A 16,356-nucleotide genomic window follows, 5' to 3' on the forward strand; every position below is an offset into this window, starting at 1 on the left:
TTCACCGAGGAGAGTGCCGCGTGAGTGCCGAAACGACCGTGCCGTCCGCACTGCTGGCCGGCGACGACGGTTCCAACTACACCGCTCGGCACCTGCTCGTCCTGGAGGGCCTGGAGGCGGTCCGCAAGCGCCCCGGCATGTACATCGGCTCGACGGACAGCCGCGGCCTGATGCACTGCCTCTGGGAGATCATCGACAACTCCGTCGACGAGGCGCTGGGCGGTTACTGCGACCGCATCGAGGTCCTGCTGCACCCGGACTCCTCGGTCGAGGTCCGCGACAACGGGCGCGGCATCCCGGTCGACGTCGAGCCCAAGACCGGGCTGTCCGGCGTCGAGGTCGTGATGACCAAGCTGCACGCCGGCGGCAAGTTCGGCGGCGGCTCCTACGCGGCCTCCGGCGGCCTGCACGGCGTCGGCGCCTCCGTGGTCAACGCCCTCTCCGCCCGGCTGGACGTCGAGGTCGACCGCAGCGGACACACCCACGCGATCAGCTTCCGCCGCGGCACCCCCGGCATCTTCACCGAGGCCAGCCCCGACGCGCCCTTCGAGCCCGCCAACGGCCTGACCAGAGCCCGCAAGGTGCCCAAGGCCCGCACCGGCACCAGGATCCGCTACTGGGCCGACCGGCAGATCTTCCTCAAGGACGCCCGGCTCTCCCTGGAGCACCTGCACAGCCGCGCCCGGCAGACCGCCTTCCTCGTCCCCGGCCTGACCATCGTCGTGCGTGACGAGCGGCTCACCGAGAGCGAGCAGGTCGAGGAGTCGGTCTTCCGCTTCGACGGCGGCATCGCCGAGTTCTGCGAGTTCCTGGCGCCCGACAAGCCGGTCTGCGACGTGCTGCGGCTGCGCGGAGAGGGCACCTTCAAGGAGACCGTGCCCGTCCTGGACGAACTCGGCCACATGACCCCCACCGAGGTCACCCGGCAGCTCGGCGTGGACATCGCGCTGCGCTGGGGCGCCGGTTACGACACCACCCTGCGCTCCTTCGTCAACATCATCGCCACCCCCAAGGGCGGCACCCACATGACCGGCTTCGAGCGCTCGCTGGCCAAGACCGTCAACGAGGCGCTGCGCGCGGCCAAGCTGCTGCGCGTCGCCGAGGACGACATCACCAAGGACGACGCCACCGAGGGCCTCACCGCGGTGGTCACCGTCCGGCTCGCCGAGCCGCAGTTCGAGGGCCAGACCAAGGAGGTGCTCGGCACCTCGGCGGCCAACCGGATCGTCGCCGCCGTCGTCGCCAAGGAGCTCAAGGCCTTCCTCACCTCGGCCAAGAAGGACCAGAAGCTCCAGGCCCGGGCCGTGCTGGACAAGGTCGTCGCGGCCGCCCGCACCCGGGTCGCGGCCCGCCAGCACAAGGAGGCCCAGCGCCGCAAGACCGCGCTGGAGACCAGCTCGCTGCCGGCCAAGCTGGCCGACTGCCGCAGTGACGACGTCGACCGCAGCGAGCTCTTCATCGTCGAGGGCGACTCCGCGCTCGGCACCGCCAAGCTCGCCCGCAACTCCGAGTTCCAGGCGCTGCTGCCGATCCGCGGCAAGATCCTCAACGTGCAGAAGGCCTCGGTGAGCGACATGCTCAAGAACACCGAGTGCGCCGCGATCATCCAGGTGATAGGGGCCGGTTCGGGCCGCACCTTCGACATCGACCAGGCCCGTTACGGCCGGGTCATCTTCATGGCCGACGCCGACGTCGACGGCTCGCACATCCGCACCCTGCTGCTGACGCTGTTCCACCGCTACATGCGGCCGATGGTCGAGCAGGGCCGGGTTTTCGCCGCCGTGCCGCCGCTGCACCGGATCGAGCTCACCAGCCCCAAGCGCGGCCAGGAGAAGTACCACTACACCTACTCCGACGCCGAACTGCGCTCCACCCTGCTGGAGTTCCAGCGCAAGGGGCAGCGCTGGAAGGAGCCGGTGCAGCGGTACAAGGGCCTGGGCGAGATGGACGCCGACCAGCTGGCCGAGACCACCATGGACCCGCGCCACCGCACGCTGCGCCGGATCAACCTGGGCGACCTGGAGCAGGCCGAGCGGATCTTCGACCTGCTGATGGGCAACGACGTCGCCCCGCGCAAGGAGTTCATCGTGGACTCGGCGGCCACCCTGGACCGCTCCCGCATCGACGCCTGAGGCCTTCGGATCCTTCCGGCACGAGGGCCCTCCACCCACGGGTGGAGGGCCCTCGTGCTGCCGGTTCCACCTGTGGTCCACCCCGGCGCCGATCAACCGGGGGCGCCGGATCCGTAGCGTCGGAGAGGTCAGTACAAGCCTCCTGTCGGGACGGAGAAGTCCGATGACCGCCCTCGTCAACATCGTCGTGATCATCGCGGTGATGGTCCTCGTGGTCCAGCGCCAGATGCGCGCCCAGCGCCTGGACACCGAGCGTCGTTTCTGGCTGCTGCCGCTGATCCTCGGCGTGCTCGCACTGCGCGACCCGCAGCTCATCGACCACCAGCACACCGCGCTGTCCGCCACCCTGGTCGGGTGCGGCCTGGCGGCGGTGGTCGCGATGGGCTCCGTCTGGGGCTGGACCGTGCGGCTGTGGCGGGCCGGGGACGGCTCGGTCTGGGCCAAGGGCACCAAGGCCACGGTGGCCGCCTGGGTCGGCATGCTCGCCATCCGGCTCGCCCTGTACGGCATCGGCGCGGCACTGCACGTCCACCAGGCGGGCAGCGCGCTGCTGCTGGGACTGGCGGTCCTGCTGCTGACCCGCTCGTTCGTGGTGAACTGGCGGGCACGGGCCCTGGACCTGCCGCAACAGGCCGCCGTACCGCGCTGACCGCCCTGTCGGGGCCTGCCGGGCCCGCTGTCCGAGAACGTCGAGGAGGCACCTGTGGTCGAGTGGTACTGGACCCGCTGGCCGTCCCGCGAGGGGCTGGAGCGCGAGGTCGGGAGATGGCCGCGGCGGGCCCTCTCCCTGCTCGGCCGCACCGTCCTGCTGGTCGTCGTCTGCTGGGGGACGTTCTCCGGCGGCAAGTACGCGGGCTGGGCGGTGGTGGTCGTGGCGGCCGGACTGCTCGGGGTCGCCGCCCTGGCCACCGGCTACCTCTACGCCACCCGGGAACAGCGCCTGGCGCTCTCGCTGGGCCTGGCCGTCGCCCTGCTCGGCAGCGCCTGGCTGGCCAACTGGGGGCAGGCCTACCTGCTGGCCGACTTCGTCTGGTGCGGGCTGGCCGTGGTCGGGGTGGTCCGGCTGCCGCCCGCGCCCGGCCTGCTCACCGCGGCGGCCGCGCTGGGCTCGTACACTGCCGCCAGCTGGGCGAGCTGGGTGAGCATCTTCGCCACCATCGGCGGGCTCGGCCTGCTCGGCTACCTGCTGCGGCTGGACGTCGAGGCCCGCGGCACCGCCCGCCAGCTGCTCACCCAGGAGCGCGCCGCCCGGGCCGCCGAGGCGGAGAGCGCGGCGCTCGCCGAACGGGCCAGGATCGCCCGGGAGATCCACGACGTGCTCGCGCACAGCCTCTCCGCGCAGCTCGTCCACCTGGAGGCGGCCCGGCTGATGCTGGACGCTGGCACCGACCGCGGGCAGATCCGCGAGCGGGTCGTCGCCGCCCGGCGGATGGCCCAGGACGGGCTGGTCGAGACCCGGCAGGCGCTGTCCGCGCTGCGCGGCGAGCTCACCCCGGTCGGTGAGTTCCTGGTGGAGCTGACCGGGCGGGAGCGGGCCGCGCTCACCGTCACCGGCACGCCCCGACCGCTCGCCGCCGAGGCCGCCCTTGCGGTGCGGCGCACCGCGCAGGAGGCGGTGACCAACGTCCGCAAGCACGCGCCCGGCGCCCGGTGCACCGTCGAACTGCGCTACCTGACGGAGGCGGTGGAGCTGGAGGTGCGCAACTCCCGCCCTCCGCGCGGCGAACCGTCCGGGGAGCTGGCGGCCAGCGGCAGCGGGTACGGTCTGCTGGGGATGCGCGAACGCGCGGAACTGCTCGGCGGCACCCTGCTGGCGGGCCCCGAGGACGGAGGGTGGCGCGTGCTGCTGCAGGTGCCGGCATGAGCGAGCGCGGCGAGCTCATCATCAGCAGGTGCGGATTTCGCGAAGCGACTGCCGAGCGAAGCGGGGCGGGCGCATGAGCGAGGCAGAAGTCACCAGGGTGCTGGTGGTGGACGACCAGACGGTGGTGCGCGAGGGCATCGTGATGCTGCTGGGGCTGCTGCCCGGCATCGAGGTGGTCGGCGCGGCGGCGGATGGGGAGGAGGCCGTCGCCCTGGTGGAACGGTGTCACCCGGACGTGGTGCTGATGGATCTGCGGATGCCGCGCGTCGACGGCGTCGAGGCGACCCGGCGGATCCGGGCCGCGCACCCGCAGACCGAGGTCGTGGTGCTCACCACCTACGCCGACGACGACTCGCTCTTCCCCGCTCTGCAGGCCGGGGCGCGCGGCTACCTCACCAAGGACGCCGGTGGCGAGGAGATCGCCCGGGCGATCGCGGACGTCCGCGCGGGGGCGGCCGGGCTCTCGCCGCAGATCCAACTCCGTTTGCTGGAAAGGCTTTCAGGGCCTGCGGCCGGATCCGCGCCGGGGGCCGGGAAGCCGGCCGGGCGGCCGGGGGAGCTCCCGGACGGGCTGACCGCCCGGGAGGCGGAGGTGCTGGCGCTGATCGCGGAGGGGCTCTCCAACGCCGAGATCGCCCAGCGGCTGTTCGTCAGCCAGGCCACCGTGAAGACGCACATCAACAACCTGTTCGCCAAGACCGCGGTACGGGACCGGGCGCAGGCGGTCTCGTACGCCTTTCGACACGGGATCACCGGTACGCAGCAGTAGTCGGATGAGTGTCTGTCGGATGATCGATCACCTCATCGAGTGAAGGTATCGGCAATGGTCAGAGGGGCTGTCCGGCGGCCACCATCATGGTTGGGGTCAGAGTGCCCGCCGGTCCAGGAGCAGTTGTGCCACAGCAGCAGACGAGCAGTCCCGGACAGGGGCAGCGATTTGACTGGTGGGCCGCTCCGGCCGCCGCCACCGCCGCCGACCGGCCGGACGTGCCCGGCCAACCGGCGGTACCGGCCCAGTCGGCCCCCACCCGCGCGGTCCAGCCGGTACCGGCCGAGCGGGCGCCCGTCCGGGCCGCCGCTGCCCCCGCCGCCCAGCCCGCCGTCGAACCGGCGACCGCCCCCCGGGCCCTGGTGCCCGCCACCGACAGCACCGAGGTGTACCGGGCCGTCCAGCGCAGCGACGCCTTCCAGGACATCCGCCGCAGCTACCGGTCGTTCGTCTTCCCGGTCAGCGGAGCCTTCCTCGGCTGGTTCCTGATGTACGTCGCCGCGCAGGCCGCCGCCCCCGGCCTGATGCGCAGCCAGGTGGCCGGCCCGCTCAACGTGGCCTGGCTGCTCGGCCTGCTGCAGTTCGCCTCCACCTTCCTGCTCACCTGGCTCTACGCCCGCAACGCCCGGACCAAGCGCGACCGCGCCGCCCTGGGCCTGCGCTGGGACACCCAGGACCAGCTGCGATGACGACCACGATCACGACCGCGGTGACGACCGCGATGACGACCGCCACCCCGCCCCCCGTCGCCCCCACCGGCGACCACCACGACCTCGCGATCGCGCTGTTCGCCGTCGTCGTCCTGGTCACCCTGGCGATCACCCTCTGGGTCGGCCGCCGGGGCAGCGCCACCGAGGACTTCTACGCCGGCGGCCGCGACTTCACCCCGCTGCAGAACGGCTTCGCGCTCTCCGGCGACTACCTCTCCGCCGCCTCCTTCCTCGGCGTCGCCGGGCTGATCGCGCTGTACGGCTACGACGGCGTGCTCTACAGCATCGGCTTCCTGGTCGCCTGGCTGGTGGTGCTGATGCTGGTCGCCGAACTGGTCCGCAACGCCGGCCGGTACACCCTCGCCGACGTGCTCGCCCTGCGGCTGCGCCGCCGCAAGGTCCGGGCCGCGGCCGGTGGCGCCAGCGTCGTCGTCACCCTGCTCTACCTGGTCGCCCAGATGGTCGGCGCGGGCTCGCTGGTCGCCCTGCTGCTCGGCACCAACAGTGCCCAGGCCCGGACCTGGACCATCGTCGCCGTCGGCGGACTGATGATCGTCTACGTCACGATCGGCGGGATGCGGGCCACCACCTGGATCCAGATCGTCAAGGCCTTCCTGCTGATCGCCGGCTCGGTGCTGCTCACCGTGCTGCTGATGGTCCGCTTCCACGGCGACGTCGGCGAGCTGATGCGCCAGGCCGCCCAGCACAGCGGCGCCGGGCGGCGCTACCTCGAACCCGGCCTCAAGTACGGCGCCACCTTCACCAGCCGGCTCGACTTCTTCAGCCTGGGCCTCGCCCTGGTGCTCGGCACCGCCGGACTGCCGCACATCCTGTCCCGCTTCTACACCGTGCCCACCGCGCGGGCCGCCCGCCGCTCCACGATGTGGGCGATCGGCCTGGTCGGCGGCTTCTACCTGATGGCCATCGCGCTCGGCCTGGGCGCGACCGCGCTGGTCGGCTCGGCGGAGGTGCGGCACGCCAACTCGGCCGGGAACACCGCCGTCCCGCTGCTCGCCCTGGTGCTCGGCGGCGGCAACGGCAGCACCGGCGGGGTGGTGCTGTTCGCGCTGATCTCGGCGATCGCCTTCGCCACCATCCTCGCCGTGGTCGCCGGGCTCACCCTGGCCTCCTCGGCGGCCTTCGCCCACGACATCTGGGCCGGTGCCTGGCGCGGCCGGCCGCGCCGGCGCCCCTTCCGGCGGCGTGCCGCCGTCCCGGCCTCCCGGCCGGGGGAGGCGGGGGATGCGGGGGACGTGGCGGAGGCCGAGCCGACGGGCGAGGCCAGCGAGCGCCAGGAGGTCTGGGTGGCACGGTTCGCGGCCGTCGGGATCGGCGCGGCCGCGATCGCGATCAGCCTCTACGCCCAGCAGCTGAACGTCGCCTTCCTGGTCGGCCTGGCCTTCGCGGTGGCGGCCTCCAGCAACCTGCCCGTCCTGCTGTACAGCCTGTTCTGGTCGCGGTTCACCACCCGCGGCGCGGTCTGGTCGGTGTACGGCGGGCTGGTCCCGGCGATCGTGCTGGTCGTCTTCTCCCCGGTGGTCTCCGGCACCAAGGTGGCGCTCTTCCCCGGCGTCGACTTCCACTGGTTCCCGCTGGAGAACCCCGGCATCATCTCCATCCCGCTCGGCTTCCTGGCCGGCTGGATCGGGACGATCACCTCGCCCGAGCCGGCCGACGCGGACCGCTTCGCCGAGCTGGAGGTGCGCGCCCTCACCGGTGCGGGCGCGGCCTGAGCGCCGCGCCCCGGGGAACCCCGGCGGGCCTGGGGCCGCCGGGGTTCCCCCACGTCCGGGCGTGGTGTCAGGTCCGGACCGCCAGGCCGTAGCGGTGCTCGGGGCGGCCGGTGTCGCCGTAGCGCAGGGTCAGCCGCAGCCGGCTGTCCCGCTCCAGCTGCTTGAGGTAGCGCTGCGCCGTCGAGCGGCTGAGCCCGGTGGCGTCCGCGACCTCCTGCGCGGACAGCGGGCGGCCCGCCTGGCGCAGCACCCCCAGCACCAGGTCGGTGGTGGGCGCCGAGTGCCCCTTCGGCAGCGGGCCGGCCGGGGCGGCGGCGCTGCGCAGGGTGGCGAACAGCCGGTCCACCTCGTCCTGGCCGGCCTCCCGGGCCGCCGGGCCGGCCAGCGCGTGCCGCAGCTGCGCGTACGCGACCAGCTTGTCCCGCAGGCCGGCGAAGGTGAACGGCTTGACCAGGTACTGCAGCGCGCCGTGCTGCATCGCGGCGTGCACCGTCGACACGTCCCGGGCGGCCGTCACCATCATCACGTCGCAGGCCACCTGCCGCTCCCGCAGCCGGCGCACCAGCGCCAGGCCGGTCTCGTCCGGCAGGTGGTGGTCGAGCAGCAGCAGGTCCACCGGGCGGCGCTCCAGCGCGGCCAGCGCCTCCCCGGCCGAGTGCGCGGTACCGGTCACCCGGAAGCCCGGCACCTTGGCCACGTACGCGGCGTGCACGTCCGCGACCCGGAAGTCGTCGTCCACCACGAGTACGTCGATCATCAGGCCTCCACGAGCTGAGGGGTGAGCAGGGCCTCGGGCAGCTCGACCGTGAACCGGGCGCCGCCGAGCGGTCCCGCGTCGAGCACGATCCGGCCGCCGGTCCGTTCGACCAGTCGCCGCACCATCGCCAGCCCCAGCCCGCGCGGACGGTGCGCGGGCGCGTCCTTGCTGGTCCACCCCTCCTCGAAGACCTGCTCGCGCAGCTCCTCCGGCACGCCCGGGCCGCTGTCCGCGACCTGGAGCAGCAGTGTGGAGCCGGCCGCCGCCAGCGTCACCTCCAGCCGGCCGCCCCCACCCGCCGCGAGCGCGTCCACCGCGTTGTCGATCAGATTGCCGAGCACCGTCACCAGCGCCCGCGCGTCCACCACCGCGTCCGGCAGGTGCGCCGCCGGGGCCAGCGCCAGCCGCACCCCGCGCTCGCCCGCCACCGCCGTCTTGCCCGCCAGCAGCGCCGCGACGTGCGGATCCTGCACCTGCTCGGCGATCCGCGCCGCGACCACCGCGTGCGAACCGGACTGCTCCGAGATGAACGCCACCGCCTGCTCGTGGCGGCCCAGCTCCAGCAGGCCCAGCAGGGTGTGCATCCGGTTGGCGTGCTCGTGGTCCTGGGCGCGCAGTGCCTCGGTCAGGCTGCGCGTGGTGTCCAACTCGCGGACCAGCGACTCCAGTTCGGTCCGGTCGCGGAGCGTCACGACCGCGCCGCCCTCGGCCGTGCCCATCCGGTTGACCACCAGCACCCGGTCGTCCCGGACCGCCGGCAGGTCGGCGCCGGTGATCCGCCCGGTCAGCACGTCCGCCAGCCGGCCCGGCGGCAGCACCGCGTGGATCGGCCGCCCGGTGCAGTCCTCCGGCAGGCCGAGCAGCCGCACCGCCTCGTCGTTGGCCAGCCGGATCCGGCCGCGCTCGTCCAGCGCCACCATGCCCTCGCGGATGCCGTGCAGCATCGCCTCCCGCTCCACCAGCAGCGCCGAGATGTCGGCCAGCGCGATGTTGTGGGTGCGGCGCTTCAGCCGCCGGGCCAGCGCCAGCGTGGCGACCGTCCCCGCGGCCAGGCCCGCGCCCGCGCACAGCAGGATCCCGGTGAGCATCTTCAGCAGCCGGCGGCGGATCGAGTCGTCGCTGATGCCGACCGACACCTCGCCGACGATCCGGCCGTCCGCGGCCCGCAGCGGCACCTTGCCGCGCGCGGTGCGGCCCAGCGTGCCCTGCTGCATCGCGGTGACGCTGAGCCCGCTGAGCGCCGGCTCCGGATCGGTGCTGACCCGGTGGCCGATCCGCTCCGGGTCGGTGTGCGAGAGCCGGATCCCGTCCAGGTCGGTGACCACCACGAAGCTCGCGCCGGTGGCCAGCCGGATCTGCTCGGCGTTGCGCTGCGCGGTCGCCGAGTCCCGGGCGTCGGCGGCGCGGGCGATCGCCTCGTCGGTGGCGGTGGCCTGGGCGATCGACAGCGCCCGCTGCATCGCGTCGTGGTCCAGCTCGCTGCTGACCGGGGCCAGGAACAGGCCGGCGGTCACGGTGGTGACACCGACGGTGACGACGGTCTGGCTCAGCAGCAGTTGCGCGAAGACCCGGCGGGGCCAGCGGGGCAGCTTCATCCGGGCCTCCTCTCGGCGGCTGTGGGGGCGGGTACGTCAGGGTCGGGACACCCTACGTTTCCGGCGTGTTTCTGTCAGCCGCGTCCCCGCAGTTGTAGCGGAAGCAAAAGGAGCAGAACACCCCTCAATGCGGAGAAACCGCAGTACGCCGAGAAGGCTCCCGCCCGGGCCCGGCCCGCTCCTACCTTTCCGGGGCAAGCACAGACCCGGGAGGATCGAATGAGCACAACCCCGGCGATCGAGCTGACTGGCGCGACGAAACGGTTCCGCACCCCGTCCGGGGCCCTGCACACCGCCGTCCGTGATCTCGATCTGACCGTCGCCCAAGGCGAGTTCGTCGCCGTCGTCGGGCCCACCGGCTGCGGCAAGTCCACCACGCTGACCCTGGTCAGCGGCCTGGAGGAGCCCACCGAGGGTGAGGTCCGAGTGGACGGCGAGCCGGTCCGCGGGATCCACCCCAAGGTCGGTTTCGTCTTCCAGCAGGACGCCGTCTTCCCCTGGCGCACCGTCCTGTCCAACGTGATGGCCGGGCCGCGCTTCCGCGGCGTGCCCACCGCCGAGGCCAGGGAACGGGCCCGGGACTGGCTGGGCCGCGTCGGCCTCGCCGCCTTCGAGGACCGCTACCCGCACCAGCTGTCCGGCGGCATGCGCAAGCGCGTCGCGCTCGCCCAGACCTTCGTCAACGACCCGGACATCCTGCTGATGGACGAGCCGTTCTCGGCGCTGGACGTGCAGACCCGCGCCCTGATGTCCGACCAGTTGCTGGAGCTGTGGGCCGGGACCAGGTCCTCCGGGAACGCCGCGTCGGTCGTCTTCGTCACCCACGACCTGGACGAGGCCATCGCGCTCGCCGACCGGGTCGTCGTCATGACGGCCGGACCGGCCACCGTCAAGGAGATCTTCACCGTCGACCTGCCACGACCGCGCACCGTGGAGGCCGTCCGGCTGGAACCGAGGTTCGTCGAGCTGTACCGCGAGATCTGGGCCTCGCTCGGCGAAGAGGTGCGCATCACCCGGGAGAGAGGAGCGGGTCGTGCCGCTTGAGACCGCGTCGGCCGTCGCCGACAAGCCCCCGGCGGCCACCCCCGCCAGCCGTACCGAGGCCCGCGAACGGGCCGCCCGCAACCGGAGGCTGACCGTCTACGGGGCCCGGGTCGCGGTCCTGGTCGCCTTCCTCGGACTGTGGGAGGTCTGCGCCCGCACGGACGTCATCGACCCGTTCAACTTCTCGCAGCCGTCGAGGATCTGGGACCAGATCTGGCAGTGGATCACCCACGGCACCGCGCAGGGCTCGCTCGGCGAACAGATCGGCTACACCCTCTACGAGGCCCTCACCGGCTGGGTGATCGGCGTCATCTGCGGTGTGCTGCTCGGCATCGCGCTCGGCCGGGTCCGCTTCCTGGCCGACGTGTTCGGGCCCTACATCAAGGTGCTCAACGCCATCCCGCGGATCGTGCTCGCCCCGATCTTCCTGATCTGGTTCGGCCTCGGCCCGGCCTCCAAGGTCGCCTCCGCCGTCGTCCTGGTGTTCTTCCCGGTGTTCTTCAACGCCTTCCAGGGCGCCCGCGAGGTGGACCGCAACCTCGTCTCCAACGTCCGCATCCTCGGCGCCGACGGCCGCAAGGTCACCCTCCAGGTGGTCATCCCCGCCGCCACCACCTGGATCTTCACCAGCCTGCACGTCAGCTTCGGCTTCGCCCTGATCGGGGCCATCGTCGGCGAGTACATCGGCGCCACCAAGGGCCTCGGCCTGCTCGTCGCCGCCGCCCAGGGCACCTTCAACGCGGCCGGCGTGTACGCCGCCATGACCATCCTCGCCGTCGTGGCGCTGCTCACCGAGGGGCTGCTGACCTTCGCCGAGACGAAGCTGTTCCGCTGGAAGCCCGCAGACACGGGCGACGGCCGCTGAACCCTTCTGCGTCGCTGAACCCCATCCCCTGCGTCGCGAACCCCCTGCGTCGCGAACCCCCCGCTTCGCTGAACCCCCTGCGCCGCTGATCCCCCCTCGCAGAGAGAGGCACCCCCACCCATGCGCCCGAACCCGATCGGCAGACCCGCCGCGGCCGCCCTCGCCGCCGTCCTGCTCCTCCCGCTCTCCGCCTGCGCCAACGACGCCGCCACGACCACCCACGGCGCCGCCGCCCCGGCCGGCCGGCAGGTCGACGGGCCGAAGGTCAAGATCATGGTCGGTGGCCTGGACAAGGTCATCTACCTGCCCGCGATGCTCACCCAGCGGCTCGGCTTCTTCGCCGACGCGGGCGTCAACGTCGAGCTGATGAGCGAGCCCGCCGGCGTCAACGCCACCACCGCGCTGCTCGCCGGCGACGTCCAGGGCGCCGTCGGCTTCTACGACCACACCATCGACCTCCAGGCCAAGGGCAAGATCGTCGAGTCCGTGGTGCAGTTCTCCCAGGCCCCCGGCGAGGTCGAACTCGTCTCCACCAAGCAGGCCGACGCCATCAGGTCCGGCGCCGACTTCAAGGGCAAGAAGCTCGGCGTCACCAGCATCGGTTCCTCCACCGACTTCCTCACCAAGTACCTCGCCGTCAAGAACGGCACGGCCGTCAGCGAGTTCAGCCCGATCGCGGTCGGAGCCGGCCAGACCTTCATCGCCGCGCTCCAACAGGGCAGCATCGACGGCGGGATGACCACCGACCCGACCGTCGCCAACGTCCTCGACAAGGGCCTCGGCAAGATCCTCTACGACATGCGCACACCCGAGGGCTCCCGCGAGGCCCTCGGCGGCCTCTACCCGTCGTCCTCGCTCTACATGAACACCGACTGGGTGGAGAAGAACAAGGACACCACCCAGAAGCTCGCCAACGCCTTCGTCAAGACCCTCAAGTGGATGTCCACGCACAGCCCCGAGGAGATCGCCGCGAAGATGCCCGCCGACTACGCGCAGGGCGGCGCCGAGCAGTACGCGGCCGCGATCAAGGCGACCCTGCCGATGTTCACCACCGACGGCGTGATGCCGGCCGACGGCCCCAAGACCGTCCTCGCCGTGCTCGCCGCCTTCCACCCGGACGTCAAGGGCAAGGAGGGCACCATCGACCTCTCCCGCACCTACACCACCGAGTTCGTCGGCAAGGCCGTCACCGGCTGAGCCGACACCCGACGTGACGGCCCCGCGCGCCTCCGTGGACAGCAGGCGCGGGGCCGCCCGCGCGCTCCGGTCCCGCGCTCACCCCCACGGGCGCGGGGCCGCCCGCGCGCTCCCGACCTGCTGATGACCCTGCCGGCGCGCTTCCGTCCCGCTACCGACCCCGCACCGAGAGCACGTCCATCCGCGACGGCGTCCCCGCCGCCTTGCCGCAGCTCTCCGGACGCGCCGGCTCGCTCACCGCCTCGATCACGTCCACCTCCCAGGCCCGGCCGTCCTGGTGCAGCACCGAGACCAGCCAACGGCCCGCGCCGTCCGGCCGCTGGGCCAGCGTCAGCGCGTCCACCCCGGTCTCCCCGGTCGCCAACCGCACCGCGTGCTCGGCCGCCTGACCCGGACGCTCCCAGCCTGAACAGCCCCGTGACCAGGCCGGCACCATGTGCCCGGCCGCCGTCGCCGCCAGCACCTCCTTGGCCGCCTCCGCCGTCAGCCGCCCGTACGCGTAGCCGTACGGCAGCACCAGCATCGTGGGGGAGAAGCGGTGCCCGCCCAGGTGCGTCACCTCCCACACCTCGCTGTGCCCGGCCGCCGCCAGCTCTGCCGCCAACGGTCGGCCCAGCAGCGCGCAACAGCGGTCCCGCCGCCCGTTGGTGCACACCAGCGCCAACGGGCCGCCGACGTGCTCCACCCCGAAACCGCCGTGGTCACCGACGCCCAGCGCCGCGAAGTCCAGCTCCAGCAGCTCCGCCGGATCGGCCACCTCCGCCCGGCGCACCCAGCCGCGACCCGGCACCGTGTGCGCCACGACCACCTCGTGCCGCGCCGTCGGCAGGCAGTCCGCGTGCCGCCCCGGCCGCCGGATCAGCGCCACCCGCACCCCGGTGCCCGCCGCGGCCGCGTCCAGCGCCCGCCCCGTCGCCGGGTCCAGGTGGCTCTCCCCGAGCGCCTTCGCGCCCCACGGCCCGTTCTGCTCCACCAGCAGCCAGGTGGTCGCCACCGCGGCGGTGGCGGTCAGCGGCTCCGACAGTTCACGCGACAGCGTCGCACAGGTGCTCACCCGGGTAAGGCTACCCTCGGCACCCGCCGCGCCCCGGAACGACGAAGGAGGGGCGCCGGACGGCTCCGGCACCCCTCCTCCACCACGCTCGCGCCCTACGCCGGGCCGGCCACCACCGCGATCGGAGCCGTCACCGGCGTGCCCGAACCGTCACGGCGCGGGTCGCGCTCCGGCAGGTCCACCGGCGCGCCCTTGTCGGACGCCGCCCGGGCCGGGGCCACGCCCGCCCAGGCGAACGTCAGACCGTCCTCACCGCGCAGGAACCGCTGGCAGCGCACACCGCCCGTCGCCCGGCCCTTGCGCGGGTACTGCTCGAACGGCGTCACCTTCCACGACGTCTGCTCCTCGCCGCTCAGCGTCCCCGACGCCCCCGCCACCGAGACCACCACTGCGTCCGACGCCGGATCCACCGCCGTGAACGACAGCACCCGCGCCCCGTCGGAGAGCTTGATCCCCGCCATGCCGCCCGCCGGACGGCCCTGCGGGCGCACCTGCCCCGCCGGGTAGCGCAGCAGCTGCGCGTCCGAAGCGATGAAGACCAAGTCCTCCTCGCCGGTGCGCAGTTCGACCGCGCCCACCAGCTCGTCACCCTCCTTGAGGGCGATCACCTCGAACTCGTCCTTGTTCGCCGGCCACTCCGGCACCACCCGCTTCACCACGCCCTGCGCCGTGCCCAGCGCCAGCCCCGGAGAGGACTCGTCCAGCGTGGTCAGCGCCAGCGCCCGCTCCCCGGCCTCCAACCGCAGGAACTCGCCCACCGCCGCCCCGCCGGCCAGCGTCGGCGACGGCGTCGGCGGCAGAGCCGGCAGATCGATCACCGGCAGCCGCAGCACCCGGCCCGCCGACGTCACCACACCCACGTCCGCCCGCGCCGTCGCCGGCACCGCCGACACGATCACATCGTGCTTCGACCGCTTCTCCGACAGCTCGAACGGCTCCCCGTCCGCCGTCCGCGCCAGCAGGCCCGTCGACGACAGCAGCACCCGGCACGGGTCGTCCGCCACCTCCAGCGGCACCGACAGCGCCGCCGACGGCGCCGCCCCCGCCTCCAGCAGCACCGTCCGCCGCTCCGTCCCGAACTGCTTCGCCACCGCGCCGAGTTCGGACGACACCACGCTGCGCAGCCGGGAGTCCGAGTCCAGGATCTCGGTCAGCTCCGCGATCTCCGCGTTCAGCTTCGCCTTCTCCTGCTCCAGCTCCACCCGGTCGAACCGGGTCAGCCGCCGCAGCGGAGTGTCCAGGATGTACGCCGTCTGCGTCTCCGACAGCGAGAAGCGCTCCATCAGGCGCTCCTTCGCCTGCCCCGCGTTGTCACTCGACCGGATGATCGCGATGACCTCGTCGATGTCGAGCAGCGCGACCAGCAGACCGTCGACCAGGTGCAGCCGCTCCTCCCGCTTGCGCCGGCGGAAGTCGCTGCGCCGCCGCACCACGGTGAACCGGTGGTCGACGTAGACCTCCAGCAGCTCCTTCAGCCCCAGCGTCAGCGGCTGGCCGTCCACCAGCGCCACGTTGTTGATGCCGAAGGTCTCCTCCATCGGCGTCAGCTTGTACAGCTGCTCCAGCAGCGCCTCCGGCACGAAGCCGTTCTTCACCTCGATCACCAGCCGCAGCCCGTGCTCGCGGTCGGTCAGGTCCTTGACGTCCGCGATGCCCTGCAGCTTCTTCGCGTTGACCAGGTCCTTGATCTTCGAAATGACCTTCTCCGGGCCGACGTTGTACGGCAGCTCGGTCACCACGATGCCCTTGCGGCGCGCCGTCACCGCCTCGACCGTCGTGGTCGCCCGGATCTTGAACGTGCCGCGGCCCGACTCGTACGCGTCCCGGATCCCCGACAGGCCCACGATCCGCCCGCCCGTCGGCAGGTCCGGACCGGGCACGAACCGCATCAGCGTGTCCAGGTCCGCGGTCGGGTGCTTGATCAGGTGCCGGGCCGCGGCCACCACCTCGGACAGGTTGTGCGGCGGCATGTTCGTCGCCATGCCGACCGCGATGCCCGTCGCGCCGTTCACCAGCAGGTTCGGGAACGCCGCCGGCAGCGCCAACGGCTCCTGCTCGCTGCCGTCGTAGTTCGGACCGAAGTCGACGGTGTCCTCGTGGATCGACTCCACCATCGCCATCGACGCCGCCGTCAGCCGCGACTCCGTGTAGCGCATCGCCGCCGGCGGGTCGTCGTTGCCCAGCGAACCGAAGTTCCCGTGCCCGTCGATCAGCGGCAGCCGCATCGAGAACGGCTGCGCCATCCGGACGACCGAGTCGTAGATCGACGCGTCGCCGTGCGGGTGCAGCCGGCCCATCACCTCGCCCACCACACGGGCGCACTTCACGTGCGCGCGGTCCGGCCGCAGGCCCATCTCGTTGGCCTGGTACAGGATCCGGCGGTGCACCGGCTTCAGACCGTCCCGCGCGTCCGGAAGCGCACGCGAGTAGATCACCGAGTAGGCGTACTCCAGGAAGGAGCCCTGCATCTCGTCCACGACGTCGACATCGAGGATCCGCTCCTCGAAGTCTCCGGGCGGCGGGGTCTGCGAACTGCGGCGGGCCATCGCGGCGGGGCTCCCTTACGTCTCGCTTGCTGTGTCTCGGTCAGTCTCTGACGTCCATCCGCCGACCCTCGTCAACAGGGCTCGGCGCCC

General features: G+C 72.8%; 13 protein-coding genes. 9 read left to right on the top strand and 4 right to left on the bottom strand.

What is annotated here, in order from left to right:
* The first annotated feature begins 20 nt into the window (after positions 1–20).
* The 6 genes from ACIOGZ_RS33605 to ACIOGZ_RS33630 all read left to right on the top strand — a co-directional run bounded on the left by ACIOGZ_RS33605 (position 21) and on the right by ACIOGZ_RS33630 (position 7,208).
* A complete protein-coding gene (locus tag ACIOGZ_RS33605; protein ID WP_363584511.1) occupies positions 21–2,132 on the top strand; it encodes a DNA topoisomerase IV subunit B in 2,112 nt (703 codons plus the stop codon).
* Positions 2,133–2,295: 163 nt separating this feature from the next.
* Positions 2,296–2,781, top strand: coding sequence for a CcdC protein domain-containing protein (locus tag ACIOGZ_RS33610; RefSeq protein ID WP_400988761.1), 486 nt, complete (start codon positions 2,296–2,298; stop codon positions 2,779–2,781).
* 54 nt (positions 2,782–2,835) lie between these two features.
* Positions 2,836–3,996 carry a histidine kinase gene (locus tag ACIOGZ_RS33615; protein ID WP_363584507.1) on the top strand — a complete coding sequence of 387 codons (1,161 nt, stop codon included), beginning with the start codon at positions 2,836–2,838 and terminating at the stop codon, positions 3,994–3,996.
* 73 nt (positions 3,997–4,069) lie between these two features.
* Positions 4,070–4,765 carry a response regulator gene (locus tag ACIOGZ_RS33620; RefSeq protein ID WP_400988762.1) on the top strand — a complete coding sequence of 232 codons (696 nt, stop codon included), beginning with the start codon at positions 4,070–4,072 and terminating at the stop codon, positions 4,763–4,765.
* Positions 4,766–4,890: 125 nt separating this feature from the next.
* The gene (locus ACIOGZ_RS33625) at positions 4,891–5,454 is read left to right on the top strand and encodes a DUF485 domain-containing protein (RefSeq protein ID WP_400808513.1); all 564 of its coding nucleotides are present in this window, start codon (positions 4,891–4,893) and stop codon (positions 5,452–5,454) included.
* A 32-nt stretch (positions 5,455–5,486) separates the two neighbouring features.
* Positions 5,487–7,208, top strand: a complete 1,722-nt coding sequence (locus tag ACIOGZ_RS33630; RefSeq protein ID WP_400988775.1) for a cation acetate symporter — start codon at positions 5,487–5,489, stop codon at positions 7,206–7,208.
* A gap of 67 nt (positions 7,209–7,275) precedes the next feature.
* On the opposite strand, the gene ACIOGZ_RS33635 is transcribed toward ACIOGZ_RS33630, so the two are convergent.
* Both ACIOGZ_RS33635 and ACIOGZ_RS33640 read right to left on the bottom strand, forming a co-directional pair.
* Positions 7,276–7,965, bottom strand: a complete 690-nt coding sequence (locus ACIOGZ_RS33635) for a response regulator (protein WP_363584499.1) — start codon at positions 7,963–7,965, stop codon at positions 7,276–7,278.
* Positions 7,965–9,560 (bottom strand): sensor histidine kinase, encoded by a 1,596-nt coding sequence (locus ACIOGZ_RS33640; protein ID WP_363584497.1) that lies wholly within the window; start codon positions 9,558–9,560, stop codon positions 7,965–7,967. The genes ACIOGZ_RS33635 and ACIOGZ_RS33640 overlap by 1 nt, the downstream gene beginning before the upstream one ends.
* Before the next feature lie 219 nt (positions 9,561–9,779).
* On the opposite strand from ACIOGZ_RS33640, the gene ACIOGZ_RS33645 reads away from it, so the two are divergent.
* The 3 genes from ACIOGZ_RS33645 (at position 9,780) to ACIOGZ_RS33655 (ending at position 12,666) form a co-directional block, all read left to right on the top strand.
* Entirely contained in the window at positions 9,780–10,604 is an 825-nt protein-coding gene (locus tag ACIOGZ_RS33645; RefSeq protein ID WP_063349366.1) for an ABC transporter ATP-binding protein, read from the top strand.
* Positions 10,594–11,469, top strand: coding sequence for an ABC transporter permease (locus tag ACIOGZ_RS33650; protein WP_400988764.1), 876 nt, complete (start codon positions 10,594–10,596; stop codon positions 11,467–11,469). The genes ACIOGZ_RS33645 and ACIOGZ_RS33650 overlap by 11 nt, the downstream gene beginning before the upstream one ends.
* 120 nt (positions 11,470–11,589) lie before the next feature.
* The gene (locus ACIOGZ_RS33655; protein ID WP_350880086.1) at positions 11,590–12,666 is read left to right on the top strand and encodes an ABC transporter substrate-binding protein; all 1,077 of its coding nucleotides are present in this window, start codon (positions 11,590–11,592) and stop codon (positions 12,664–12,666) included.
* A gap of 151 nt (positions 12,667–12,817) precedes the next feature.
* Here ACIOGZ_RS33655 and ACIOGZ_RS33660 read toward each other — a convergent pair whose 3' ends face one another.
* On the bottom strand, positions 12,818–13,720 hold the full coding sequence (locus ACIOGZ_RS33660; RefSeq protein WP_363584493.1) for a sucrase ferredoxin: 903 nt from the start codon (positions 13,718–13,720) through the stop codon (positions 12,818–12,820).
* Between the two features lie 95 nt (positions 13,721–13,815).
* A complete protein-coding gene (locus ACIOGZ_RS33665) occupies positions 13,816–16,266 on the bottom strand; it encodes a DNA topoisomerase IV subunit A (protein WP_363584491.1) in 2,451 nt (816 codons plus the stop codon).
* Positions 16,267–16,356: the final 90 nt, after the last annotated feature.

The sequence above is a fragment of the Kitasatospora sp. NPDC088160 genome, assembly GCF_044741445.1.
GTDB lineage: Bacteria > Actinomycetota > Actinomycetes > Streptomycetales > Streptomycetaceae > Kitasatospora.

Bases quoted from the DNA above. Each gene is read 5' to 3' on its own strand.
- ACIOGZ_RS33610 (WP_400988761.1), top strand. From the start codon at position 2,296: ATGACCGCCCTCGTCAACATCGTCGTGATCATCGCGGTGATGGTCCTC.
- ACIOGZ_RS33620 (WP_400988762.1), top strand. From the start codon at position 4,070: ATGAGCGAGGCAGAAGTCACCAGGGTGCTGGTGGTGGACGACCAGACG.
- ACIOGZ_RS33630 (WP_400988775.1), top strand. From the start codon at position 5,487: ATGACGACCGCCACCCCGCCCCCCGTCGCCCCCACCGGCGACCACCAC.
- ACIOGZ_RS33635 (WP_363584499.1), bottom strand. From the start codon at position 7,965: ATGATCGACGTACTCGTGGTGGACGACGACTTCCGGGTCGCGGACGTG.
- ACIOGZ_RS33640 (WP_363584497.1), bottom strand. From the start codon at position 9,560: ATGAAGCTGCCCCGCTGGCCCCGCCGGGTCTTCGCGCAACTGCTGCTG.
- ACIOGZ_RS33645 (WP_063349366.1), top strand. From the start codon at position 9,780: ATGAGCACAACCCCGGCGATCGAGCTGACTGGCGCGACGAAACGGTTC.
- ACIOGZ_RS33655 (WP_350880086.1), top strand. From the start codon at position 11,590: ATGCGCCCGAACCCGATCGGCAGACCCGCCGCGGCCGCCCTCGCCGCC.
- ACIOGZ_RS33665 (WP_363584491.1), bottom strand. From the start codon at position 16,266: ATGGCCCGCCGCAGTTCGCAGACCCCGCCGCCCGGAGACTTCGAGGAG.